This is a genomic window from Paenibacillus pectinilyticus (genome assembly GCF_001700435.1).
GTDB classification, from domain to species: domain Bacteria; phylum Bacillota; class Bacilli; order Paenibacillales; family NBRC-103111; genus Paenibacillus_E; species Paenibacillus_E pectinilyticus.
This window is the reverse complement of the sequence record NZ_LYPC01000027.1, coordinates 235,969-248,730: the sequence shown is the minus strand read 5'-3', so window position 1 is coordinate 248,730 and position 12,762 is coordinate 235,969. Positions and strand designations below refer to the sequence as shown.

The window sequence follows — 12,762 nt, the reverse complement described above, 5'->3', positions numbered from 1 at the left end:
TCAATTGAGGTTAGGCACCGTATTTATCTTCAGCGAATATCGTGATCTGCTTACGCTGCTTTCGCTTCTGCTTCCATTTCAATAAACCGTAGGCTAAAACCAATAAACCAACTGCCACGCCATAACGCCAAGAGGATGTAGATGTGGACGTAGAAGTAGAAGTGGTTCTACCCACCTTTTGACTCATCACGGAAAGCGGCTCAGGATCATTATGCGTGACGGCATTGACAGACACGATAGGGATTTCCATTTGAGTTTCTCCGTTTTTCTTTATTTGATAGGTCCCGATCACTTCTCCAGCTTCAACCCTGTTTTGACCACTTTGCCATGCCTTGAAAACAGGTGTATATGTGTAATCGGCCTCATCGCCTTTACGCTTCGTTAGCAGGCAGGAATTACCAAGCGCACCTTCAACGCTCTCCCCATAGAAGGTCGTATCACCGACGATTTCCCCTTTTTGAAACGTTCGCAGAATTTCCATGTGGTCGAGTCCATAGTTGCCTATCGTCTCTACATCCTGATATTCATTACTCCGTGACGATTTCATCACAACCGCAATGACCGTTTTATTATCTTTTTTCATATATTCAATAAGGGTGTTATGTGCTTCGTTCGTAAATCCGGTTTTCCCACCCAAGGCTAGCGGATTCTTGAAAATAAGACTGCGATCGCGAATGGACACCTGCCGCTGGTCTGTCCTCACATCGGTCTTCTCAGTTCCCATGGCTTCCATAATCGCCGGATATTTCATGGCTTCTTTGGCTAACAGCGCCAAATCACTCGCTGTCGTATAGTGCTGAGGATCGTGCAAGCCGTTCGGTGTGACAAAATGCGTATGTATCATCCCAAGCGAAGCCGCTTTGGCATTCATCATTCCCGCAAATGAAGCCTCATCGCCGCCGATATGCTCAGCAATCATCATAGCTACATCATTGGCCGAGATAACCAGAAGAGCTTTTAAGGCTTCTTCCTTCTGCATGCGCTCGCCTATTTTTAAATTAAATACAAAATTACTCACTTCTTGCTGTGTGGCTTTCTTGCTTGCCGTCATCCATTCGCCATCATTCATATGATCTTCGAGGAGGATCGCCGTCATGAGCTTCGTTAAGCTAGCAGGAAACGCTTGTTCATCTTTATTTTTCTGATAGAGAACTTCACCTGTCGAACTATCAATAACAACACCTGTCCCGCTATAAATGTCAGGAGGATTCTCCGCCCCATACACAACACCCATTTGTCCTGTCAAAACGAAAAACATCATCATCACGAATACGGCTATTCTCACGCTATTTCCTCCTACACTAGCACAACTAATCTATCAATTAGGGTTATGAGCAGTTGATCATAAATAGGGAGAACCCTGGACAACGGATTCTCCACATTTAGTATAGGATTGATTTATGAATGCAAGATGAAAAACAAATTATTTTTTTATTACAAATGGTTTTACAAACAAATGGTTTATGCATCCAGCTTTGTTGGATTGCTTTGGGCAGCGAGAATGAGACGTTTTAAATCTAGGAGTTCATCTTCAATCCGATGCAAATGGCTCTGCATATCGTCAATTTCTTGCTCGGATTTATAATTGATAGCAAAATCGATAATGGACTCATGCTTTTCTCTTGCCGCTTGCCTGTTTTGACTCATCATGATCACCGGCGCTTGAAAGGCAGCAATAAAGGATAAGCAAAGATTTAATAAGATAAATGGCGGTGAATCAAAATGCCGCGCGAATGGAAGCAGATTCCAGATGATCCAAATCGCTAGGAAGAGAGCGAAATATATGATAAACTTCCAGCTGCCTCCGAATGAAGCTATTCGATCAGCGATTCGGTCTGCCCACGTTGTTTTCCGCAAATATTCTTCATCTAAGTGCGAAAGGATTTTACTTTCGTAATTATCAACGAGCCGATCAATCCGTTTGGCATCATCGCGATTAATTTCAATATCAAAGCCTTGTATCGTTTTTGCATCACTTTGAATCTCTTGTTTTTTGAAATAAAAGTTTTTGCTCATTGGTCTTCCTCCTCAAATGAGGAAGTCAGGAAACCCGTTATTCATTTTTCCTCAGGGTTGATTCCATTTTTATAAGTAACCAAACCTCCAAATGATAGTTAGTGATCATGACTTCCCCGAATCGTATTTCTGGCTCTGGTTCACTAGAATTTCGACTACCCATAAAAAAGAATTCAACTCCTTTTTTTTCCTGAATGATATTGCCTTCATCATAATACTCTATACATTATATTTTGTACACGACAAAAAAACTGTACGTTTTCATATAAAAAAATGAGCTAAAACAATCAAAATGAGGCTCTTAAAACCAATTTTTCCTCTTGAAGAAAATGACCATACCCAGCGTGATAGCTGCCATTAGTCCCCACACATACAAATAACCATAATCCCAGTTCAGCTCAGGGATAATTTTGAAATTCATCCCATAGATACCTGCAATGAAGGTTAGCGGCAGAAATATCGTCGAGATGATCGTAAGTGTTTTCATCGTTTCATTCATACGATCTGATTTCATACTGATCTGCATTTCCAATAAGCCCGTCATCGACTCACGGAACATATCAATCGAATCCACTACCCGAGAAATATGATCGAAGATATCGACAAAGTACACATCTGCATCAGGGTGAGAATACGGCAAATTTTGATGGCTAATGGATCCGAGGACTGCCCTTTCTTCAACGAAAACCCGGCGAAGACTATGGGTGATGCGTTTGAATTGAAAGATTTCGCGGGAGATCTTGGAATAGGGATTTTGATAAATGACTTCTTCCCACGTTTCTACTTTATCTTCGATTTGATCAACGATTTGAACGTATTCATCCACACAGCGATCCATGATATGATAAAGAATTTGGGCCGGGAACTGCATCTTCCCTTCCACTTCTTTGAATTCTTCATAAAGACTGTCTAACACGGGGATATCATCTTTATACACGGAGACAACATAGTTTTTTCCGACCACCAAAGCAATTTCCATTGGCTCATAATCCGTATTTACCGCAAAAAATGAAATGAAAATACTATTATTATACTTATCCATTTTAGGACGTTGATTTAATTTCATTGCGTCTTCTACCAGTAGATGATGACAATCAAGCAGGTCAGAAAGAATATGATGCGTTTCTGAAGGCTCCGGATTACGAAGGCGAATCCAAACCATTTCGTTTTCCGCAGGTTTCCTCACTTTTTCAGTTGTCGTTTGATTCGTCGTGCGATTATAAATCAGCATAGAAAATCCTCCAAGTTTTCAGTAAATGAAAAGCCGCTGTATCCTATACAGCGACTTGATCCTTATTCTTTCATTTCCATAGTATCATTAAACAGGTAGATAATCTGTGAAGAATCTTAATTTCACCCCATCAACCCGTCACAATTCCCATTACGAATCCATCATAGCCTTTACTTCCGACGGTCTGAATAGCGGTAGCCGTAATTCTAGGCTCATTGCCGATCAGATCATAAAACTTCCTTACCCCTTGTACGCGCGGATCGGTACTTTTGGCGTGAATGACTTCACCGTCGCGAATCACATTATCACCAATAATCACCGTTCCTGGGCGTGAAAACTGAAGTGCCCATTTCAAATAATTAGGGTTATTCGGTTTGTCGGCATCAATAAAGATGAAATCAAAGGGATCTGCCCCCTCATCACGCAGCTTCGCCAATTGTTCCAAAGCATCTCCTACACGGATTTCGACCTTATCCTCCACCTGAGCAAGGGCAAGATTAGCCTGTGCCACTTGCGCATGGTGTGGATCAAGCTCCAACGTGACGATGTGACCATCAGACGGTAGTGCTCTCGCTAACCAAATGGTGCTGTATCCTCCCAGTGTGCCAATTTCCAGAATTCGTTTGGCCCCTTGCAACTGGACAAGCAGGTTCAAGAACTTCCCCTGTGCAGGTGATACATCATAAGCGGGTAAGTCAGCCTTTTGATTCGCTGCCAAAACGTCTTCTAATACCGTGTCTCGCGGAATAAGACGTTCCGTAATATATTGATCAACCTGTTCCCATGTTTTCGTTTGACTCATCGTGATCACATCTCCTCTTTGTGTTTAACTTCTATTTCTAGTGTAAAGGAGATATACTCATACGTATAATATATCTTTCTTGATTAATCATATAAATAATGTATGAATTAGATGCTGGAGGACCTAGAATGAATCTACATGCGTTACGCTTATTTCATGTCATTGCGACTACCGGGAGCGTAACTCGCGCCTCGGAGCTGCTCACGATAAGCCAACCTGCCATAACGGCGCAGATTAAGAAGTTTGAGAAAGAACTATCCATTCCTCTACTTAAACCGCAAGGGAGAGGGATCACACTGACAGAGGCAGGAGCAGAGATCGCATTACTGGCCAAGAGGCTTTTCGCAGTTGAACAACAAATTGAACAGTATGCACATCACTACCGAACTGGGACCCATGGGAGCATCCGATTAGCTGCGACGTATTTACCTTCACATTTCCTACTCCCTACGTGGCTGGCCAAATTCAAACAGCAATTCGAGCAGGTAGACATGATGATTACTACCACGAATTCCTCGGATGCACTGAAGCAGCTTTTGAACGTTGACGTCGATATCGCCATTTATGGCGGGATTCCCGAGAATTATCCGGATACGATTCAGACGGAGGAGTTGTTCCAGGACGAGCTCTGGTTTGTCGTTGCGCCTGGCCATCGCTTCGCGAATCAACACGTTTCGTTAGAGGAAATGGTAAAAGAACCTTTTGTTATGCGGGAAGAAGGCAGCTCGACGCGTGAGAGATTATTATCCTTGTGCCGCACCTACAGCACTTCAACGCCCTCTATTTCTTTGCAATTTAATGGACTGTATGAAGCGATCATGGCCGTTATTGCCGGATATGGTGCCAACTTCGTTTCCTCGTTAGTCGTTCGGGAATATGTTGAACGGGGAGAGCTGTGCCGCGTGTATGTGGATGGCATTCATTTGACCAATACGATTGCAATTTGCACCCGGAAAAATGAACCCTTATCCGCTTCTACGACGAACTTTATTGCGATGATACGGCAGAACCCGGTTAGTTAGGAGGCTAGGGTTGAACTAACTTTTCAGATTACCTCAATAACAAATGTGTACGAAGAGGATCCTTCCGAAACTCTGCTCTTCGTATCTTTCAACCAGACAGCAGACAAGGAGTAATAATAAATTCCTTTCTCTGTTGGAACTTCAAAAGATTCACCAACGAGAGGCACTTCTGTGAATGTACCGTTATGAGATTGCGTGAGAGTGATTTCCGTAGGATTTTTCACATGAAATTTATAGGTGAGGCGACCACCCGCTTTAACCCGATCCTTGTCTTTATCTTTGAGTTGTTCACTAGGAGCAGCATAATCTGCACAAGTCCCTGTTCCTTTGGATGCGTTGTTCCAGCAATACGAACTTTGATAGACACTAATCGCTTTATTTTCAAAAGTAATGACCGGCTGAGGCGGAGTTTCTCCCAGTTCTTTGGTTAGATTGGATCGCTTGGCTTCAAGGCTACACCCGGTAAATAACAAGATAATAAGACATAGCATGAGTATGATTTGTATTTTCAATCCGATCACGCCTCCCACATCATTAAACGAGCATTTCTTTAGAAATGTTTCGTTTATTCCGTATGATCCTGTATTTATTTTCCTTTTTTTAAAAGTGAATACAAAAAGGGCCATTCCATTCGTGAATTTCTTTACGAATGGAATGGCCCCTTTTTGTGCCGAAACAATAGATCTATAGCGCTTTAGTAGCCACTAATAGATTGTATAGAATTTGAGCCGCTTCAGCACGTGTAGATATGCCTTTCGGTTCAAATTTGTCCGCTGCACGCCCTTCAATGAAATGCAGTGCTGCTGCCGCTTGCACATAGTCCTTCGCCCAAGCGGATACTTGATCCTCATCTGCGAACGTGCGACTTGCTTGATTAGCCGCTTTACCATACTTGAACTCGTACGCTCTGAGTAATAGGGTTACCATTTCCTCGCGCGTGATTGGCGCGTTCGGATCAAATAATGTCGCAAGCTTTCCTTGCACAATACCTGCCTTAACGGCAGCGGATACAGCATCCGCGTACCAATCGCTCGATTTCACATCGGTAAATGCCGTTTCAGCTTTATCCGTGAGCTTCAATGCTCTCACAAGCAGCGCTGTGAATTCAGCACGTGATACGTTGCGCTCAGGTTCGAAGCTTGTCACACTCGTTCCTTCCACGATTTGCTTCGCCGCAAGCTCCTTGATCACATCGGAAGCCCAATGGCTGGATGGCACATCTGCGAACGATTTTGTAACTTCAAGCACAGCATACTTACTGAAATGGTTAAGCTCCGCTGAGATCACATCGTCATTTAATTTGCCGCCGATATACGTCAGTGTTCCGTCATTGGCAATGTAGAAAATTCCCGCTAGCTTCGGATTAATAGAAGTCGGAACTTTTAGCTCGATTGTAATCGGCTTATCGAACTTCGAAATCTCAATCGTTTTCCCGTCCGAAGTTTGCATGACCAAATGGAATTCATACACATCGCCGATCAGTTTATTTTCTGTAACTGAAGAAAGATGACTGTTGTTGATAAGTGATTTCGCATCAGTGTTGGCAATCAAGTCCAACTTGAGTGAAATTGTCCCTGACTTTAATTCATCCGCCGTGAACTTATCAGTTAATTGGTTAAGCACCTCGGTCGGGAACGATAGGGTTAACGCGTCGGACTTGATCTCTAGCTTATTCTGTTTAATCAGCTCTTTCATATTCGCTGGAAGTCTAATCTCCGAAGTCTGAGCTGGGACCTCTACGGTAGTTATACCGTTTTGACTATTGGTTAATTCACTTGGAGTAATGGTAATCACGTGATTCGGCGCTGCCGGGACTACAGGTAGATCACCGTTCTGTGTCGCCACATTGACAGTTGTTGTCGCTGTAAATCCACCGTCTACTGTTGTTGCTGTTATCTCAGCCCTACCGAATGAGACTCCCGTAACCTTACCATCAGCATCCACTCTTGCAATATTCGCATTGCTCGAATTCCAAGTTACCATTTGATTCGCCGCATCTGCTGGGAGAACCGTAGCGGTTAATTGACCGGAATTTCCAACGATCAGATTAAGGCTAGACTGATCTAGCGTGATACCGGTGACGGCAATGATAACTACTGGTGCTAGTGGTGTCCCGCTAACTTCATTGGAAGCTCCACTTATTCCTCCTGGATTGAGAGCCTTAACCACGAAGTAATAGGTTGTACCATTCGCCAATCCGGTCACATCATAGTTATACACCGAACTATCTACGGTGACAGGAGGTAAGTTGTATGTCTCTGATGCTGTGCCCATGAATAATTGGTAGCCAGTTGATCCATCAACCGAATTCCACGTCAGTTGGACATGACCATCACCCGTTGCAGCAGCCTGTAGTACAGGTGCACCTGGAGCCGGCACTTGTGGTGTCCCGCTAACTTCATTGGAAGCTCCACTAATTCCTCCTGGATTAAGAGCCTTAAGCACGAAGTAATAGGTTGTACCATTCGCCAATCCGGTCACATCATAGTTATATACGGAACTATCTACGGTGACAGGAGATAAATCGTATGCCCCTGATGCTGTGCCCATGAATAATTGGTAGCCAGTTGATCCTTCAACTGAATTCCACGTTAGTTGGACATGACCATCATCCGTTGCAGCAGCCTGTAGTACAGGTGCACCTGGAGCTGGCATTTGTGGCGTTGCCATCATTTGATTGGACGCTTCGCTTATACCACCTGGATACGTAGCTTTGATTACAAAATAATAAGTCGTGCCATTCACAAGGTCTGTCGCAGTATAGCTGTACACGTCGCCTCCGACTGTCGCTACGGCATCTCCGAAAGTTCCCTCTGCCGTTCTCTGATAAACCGAGTAGGAGAGCGACTCATCCATTGGCCCCCACACAAGCGTCGCCTGTGCATCTCCCGAGGATACTGAACTTATCGTTGGCGGTGTAAGCACTTGACCAGAAATTGTGATAATGGCGGTGCCGGATACGCCTGATCCGTCATTTGCACTAGCCACGACTTTCACTTGTCCGTTTTTGATGGAAGTGAGCAATCCGCTGGCGCTAATCGTTGCCTTGTCGGTCGTTGTCCCATCAAGGTTGTAGACGGACCATGTGACCGTTTGGTTAGTTGCATTCGCAGGTAATACCGCTGCTGCCATTTGAAGTGTGTTTCCTTTTGTAGTGATGGCTGAAGTACCGTTTGCACCTGTTACGTTAAGGGAAGCAACTGCAACAGGTTGACCGGTTATGTCAAACAACGCACTCCCGCTTATACCCGAGCCATCATAAGCCATCGCTACCACTTTCACTTGTCCGTTCTTAGCGGCTGTCAACAAACCACTAGAGCTAATTGCGGCCTTATCAGTTGGACTGCCATCCGCATTATAAACGGTCCACAAAACAGAATTCGAAGTTGCATTCGCAGGCAGCACCTGAGCTAACATTTGTAAAGTTCCGTTAACGGAAGATATTCCTGTCGCTCCTGCATTTCCTGAAACACTTACCGAATTTACTGAAATCCAGTACGGTATAACCGTGCCACCCAATTTAAAATCTGAGAACCCAGCTGTTTTGGCTGCATTTCCACCTAATTTTCTGTCGAATATCCCTATCTTGGGCGTCGTCAAAGTAAATGTAAATGTATCTGTCACTTGTGTCCAAGTAATACCATCTGAACTGTAATAACCCTTATACGTGTTTACACTTTTATCAATTTTCAAATAAACATCCCCAGAAGCAACTGGATCCGTGTAACTTTTATCCGTTTGCGAACCAGCTTTCACTTGTGAAAATCTGATTTGTTTGACAGCTGGGTTACCATTTGCTTGACGACCCAATGAGATTAAATTTCCATCATCTTGATAAACCACTAAGCCTGCCCATTCAAAATTGTTCGAAGCATCAAAATTTAACTTTGTAGTAATCGAGAAGTCGCCCGTTGTTCCAAGATCTCTAAGGAGTAGGTTACTAGGTTTGGTTCCTCCCCAGCTTCCTTCTATGGTTGTTAATTTCATGACATTGGGATTCATTCCATCAATCGCCCAGTTATCTCGGGATTCCCGTACCCATGACCATCCATTTCCTACAACCATCAATTGTCCACTAATGGTGATTGTTTGAACACCTGTTATACCAGAACCATCCTTAGCAGTCGCCTTCACTGTGACACTACCGTCACTCAATGCTTTCAACACGCCAGAAGCGTCTATAGTCGCTGTGCCAGTTCCATTAGCAACCGACCATGTAAATGTACGATCCGTTGCATTCAAAGGTTGTACATCAGCAACCATTTGCAAGGAAGCCCCTTTATACGTTACTGCCGTTACACTATTCAGTCCGGATACCGTGATGCTCCCGACTTTGATCGAACTGATTGTGATGAACTGACTTGCTGTAACTCCCGTGCCATCATTGGCAGTCGCAATGACTTTTACAGTCCCCTCCTTAACAGCAGTTAACAGTCCTGTACTACTCATTGTTGCCAGATTCGTTGCCGTGCCGTTCGTGCCTACAACAGACCAAGTAATGGATCCGTTGTCAGCGTTCACAGGCGTTACGACGGAAGTCATTTGCAGTGTGCTGTTAACGGTAATCGTTTGAACGTTATTTGCACCCGATATTTGAATTTTCGTCACCGGAACATTAGGCGCAGCAGCAACCGTAACATTAGCAACGGCTTTAACTGAAGTGCCGAATACGGTTCCATTTACTACGAAACTTCCTACTGTCGCATATTTTGAAGGATCCATCGTATCCCACGCTACAGCAACCTTTTTCGTAGTAGCATCCGTAAACACTTGAGTGACAACAGCAGGCAAAACAGGCGCCTTACCCGCAATGGTCGCAGCACTGACATCAGTTAGACTGGCAGCTGTTCTAGGCACATAATTGCCGATAGTCGTCCGCATAGTCCCTGTATTCACTGCACTCCCCATCGCATTTGCAACATGCGAAATTTCACCAACCTTATTCAAGGAGACCGTTGTAGCATTATGAATTTTCACGCCTGGCGCATCAGGAATTTCAATACCGCTCTCCATACTTACGATTCCGCCCGTGAAATTCGAGTAAATACCCAAGCCATAGGCTTCATGTGAAGCCACGGTATCCGCCACTTTATAAGAAGCATACCCATTCACAGTGCCGCTATTGCTCATCCAACTTTCTTGATTGGGTACATCGTACGGAATTTCAGTTTGATAAAAGTAGGTCCGACCGCGCTCACCATTCCATAATGTCTGGTACTCGTGAAAATGTTCCACGAATAGCCCGTACATGGTGACGTCGTTCCCATTCACAATCATCCCATTAATTGTTGTGTTTGAGTTCCAACCAGCGCCCGTCCCGTGGTCGGCACGCCATACCCAGAAATGATCACCAATCACATTGTTGCTGTTAATTTCGATACAGACGTCAGCTTTGGCAAGAGCATCTCCGCCAACTCGGAAGTAGAGATCATGCAACGAAGTCGGATTCGCAGAATGATCGTTTGAACTGCCTTTTGGTCCAACCTGCAATAAGACAGGGGAATTCACAGATCCCGCTTCAAAAAGTAGTCCTGCAATTTTCACACCATCTACATCCGCAACAGAGAGAGCCATAATTCCGTTATCGGAATGCAAAGTAGCAAGTCCAAGGCCGAGCACGACCGTATTCGGTTTTGTAATCTTCACCGTATCCGTGAAATGATAGACACCTGGTGTAAACAGTAAGTTTTTACCTTGATCAAGTGCCGCATTAATCGTGGCAACGGGTGTTGTTGTATCTGCAATTAAGAAGTTCTCGATGGGAATCGAAGTTCCTGGCGTAGAACCAGTCGACCAGCTCGTTCCACTTTTATTCGTAGTCGTGTCAGGTACGAACACTTTATACTGATTTGCCACGGAATCGAATGTTAAGAATGGCTTTTCTCTAATAACGGGAGCTTTGTCAACAACAGTGAATGCCTTCGTCGGCCAATCTTCCGCTGGTGCGTTGACGGAACCGACAATCGTTGTATTCCACAAGGATCCATTCCAAGTTCCCCACTGGCTATTGCGCGTGAACCATTGCTGCTGCGATCCAGAGTTCACCGTGCCATCAACCAATGTATCTGCTAGAAAGCCACCACTTGCCCAACCGCCTTGGTCATGCAAGGTTAAATTACCTTTCACGTGCAAGCGTCGGATCGGCGCTGCCTGAGAGACAGCGAATTTCATATCTCCGCTCGTCGGGGCTACAGCTAAGTTTTCGACGGAACGCCAAAAATTTTGAGTTGCGTTGTGGTTAGTCATCCAATTGGCATCCACTGTCACACCGCCATTAATGGTGACATCATCAGGGACTTGTCCTAAGCCAGACACTTGTGTGTAGAAACCGACCTTAATATTAGCGGTATAGGCGCCTGGCTTGAAGAGCATCGCATATCTTTGCGTACCGAATTGGTTGGACTCTTGTTGCGTAAATAAATCCGTACTTTTCGATTGAATATCTGCCGCAGGCGTTGAAGGATCGAATACAAACACATTAGGCCCGAAATCAGGCTCGGTTAATCCAGAGACTTCCGTCGATAGACCCGATTCAACCCCACCACTCACTGATGCCACTTTGTAGTAATATCTCGTATTCGCAGTTAAACCTGTATCCGTATAGCTTACTGCTAGAATACTTGTGGAATTAACTTTGGTAAGCGTTCCATTACTGCTCAGCGAACGGTATACGTTATAACTATCTGCACCTTGTACAGCTGTCCAAGTTAAACTCACCGAGTTCGTCGTCGTTGTAACTACTGGTTGAGTAGGTCCAGAAGCAAAGGAAACACCCGCTCCGAACGTAAATAAACTACATAAAATAGTAAAAATAAGAACGATAGATAACCCTCTTTTGATCAAAAATGCCGCCTCCCCATTACTGAAAATGTGACTTAACTCCTGAAGCATTCTTACATTAAACCCCTTACTCCCTAATCCTCCCAAATAAGTTAAGCGCTTTCAATCGAATCACTAATTACTCCTTTCTTTCACTTATGTCTAACGGCATCCTATCCGTTACACCTTTCTTTCCTCATCATAGCTACAAAAAAGCGGCCCGATAAGAAAACAAATTGACCTCTTTGAATACTTTTTTAACTTTTTCACTAAATTTTCTGAATAATGGTGAAAAGAAAAAAGAACCTCCAAATCCACCCCTAGAGTGGTTTTGAAGATTCTTCTACGAATTAGCTAGGAACAACCATTTATCTATACACGCGGATCCCCAAATCTTTTAAGCAGGGAAATCGCCTGGAAATGCATACCTTCGTGATACAGTGTAAACGTCAGAAACTCTCCGATTGTACTTAGCCGTACGCCGCTGCCTGTCGTAAAAGGAGCTGTCACCTGCTCATCAAAGCGATCAAGGAATGTTGCTTGAATTCGTTTAGGCTGCTCGGCAAGCATCTTAAGTAAGACCTCAAGGGTGGGAAGCGACTCCTTCCAGTCTGACGGTTTGGTCCCTTTGGCAAATAGCCGATCAAAGTTCTCAGGCAGCTCCATCTTCTCACCACTGAAATGAAAAGCAAACTTTTCTTGAACCACATAGATATGGCCCAAATTCCATCTCACATTGTTATTGAAGCCCTCCGGCACACGATCTAGCGATTGTTCAGATAATCCCTCAACCGCTCCGATGGTCAAATGACGAATAGCTTCAAGTTGCTTGAATACGATGTGTCCCATGTTATCCCTCTTTCTTAGCTAAA

Annotated in this window: 8 protein-coding genes; 1 reads left to right on the top strand and 7 read right to left on the bottom strand. The window is 44.2% G+C overall.

Annotated features, from left to right (window positions below; all coding sequences use genetic code 11):
* Positions 1 to 10 precede the first annotated feature (10 nt).
* The 4 genes from A8709_RS22845 to A8709_RS22830 all read right to left on the bottom strand — a co-directional run bounded on the left by A8709_RS22845 (position 11) and on the right by A8709_RS22830 (position 4,049).
* Complete coding sequence (locus A8709_RS22845) at positions 11 to 1,285, bottom strand: D-alanyl-D-alanine carboxypeptidase family protein (protein WP_065855494.1); 1,275 nt, start codon at positions 1,283 to 1,285, stop codon at positions 11 to 13.
* A gap of 176 nt (positions 1,286 to 1,461) precedes the next feature.
* Complete coding sequence (locus A8709_RS22840; protein ID WP_065855492.1) at positions 1,462 to 2,016, bottom strand: DUF1003 domain-containing protein; 555 nt, start codon at positions 2,014 to 2,016, stop codon at positions 1,462 to 1,464.
* Positions 2,017 to 2,317: 301 nt separating this feature from the next.
* Positions 2,318 to 3,247 carry a magnesium/cobalt transporter CorA gene (gene corA, locus A8709_RS22835; protein ID WP_065855490.1) on the bottom strand — a complete coding sequence of 310 codons (930 nt, stop codon included), beginning with the start codon at positions 3,245 to 3,247 and terminating at the stop codon, positions 2,318 to 2,320.
* A 130-nt stretch (positions 3,248 to 3,377) separates the two neighbouring features.
* Positions 3,378 to 4,049, bottom strand: a complete 672-nt coding sequence (locus tag A8709_RS22830; RefSeq protein WP_065855488.1) for an O-methyltransferase — start codon at positions 4,047 to 4,049, stop codon at positions 3,378 to 3,380.
* Positions 4,050 to 4,177: 128 nt separating this feature from the next.
* Here A8709_RS22830 and A8709_RS22825 point away from each other — a divergent pair, with 128 nt between their 5' ends.
* Positions 4,178 to 5,071: a LysR family transcriptional regulator gene (locus A8709_RS22825; protein WP_065855486.1), complete on the top strand. Its 894-nt coding sequence runs from the start codon at positions 4,178 to 4,180 to the stop codon at positions 5,069 to 5,071.
* A gap of 23 nt (positions 5,072 to 5,094) precedes the next feature.
* Here the strand turns inward: A8709_RS22825 and A8709_RS22820 are convergent, their stop codons facing one another.
* The 3 genes from A8709_RS22820 to A8709_RS22810 form a co-directional block, all read right to left on the bottom strand.
* On the bottom strand, positions 5,095 to 5,562 hold the full coding sequence (locus A8709_RS22820; protein WP_208607734.1) for a hypothetical protein: 468 nt from the start codon (positions 5,560 to 5,562) through the stop codon (positions 5,095 to 5,097).
* 193 nt (positions 5,563 to 5,755) lie between these two features.
* Positions 5,756 to 11,914: an Ig-like domain-containing protein gene (locus tag A8709_RS22815; protein ID WP_141692628.1), complete on the bottom strand. Its 6,159-nt coding sequence runs from the start codon at positions 11,912 to 11,914 to the stop codon at positions 5,756 to 5,758.
* Between the two features lie 348 nt (positions 11,915 to 12,262).
* Complete coding sequence (locus A8709_RS22810; RefSeq protein ID WP_065855480.1) at positions 12,263 to 12,739, bottom strand: DinB family protein; 477 nt, start codon at positions 12,737 to 12,739, stop codon at positions 12,263 to 12,265.
* Positions 12,740 to 12,762 lie beyond the last annotated feature (23 nt).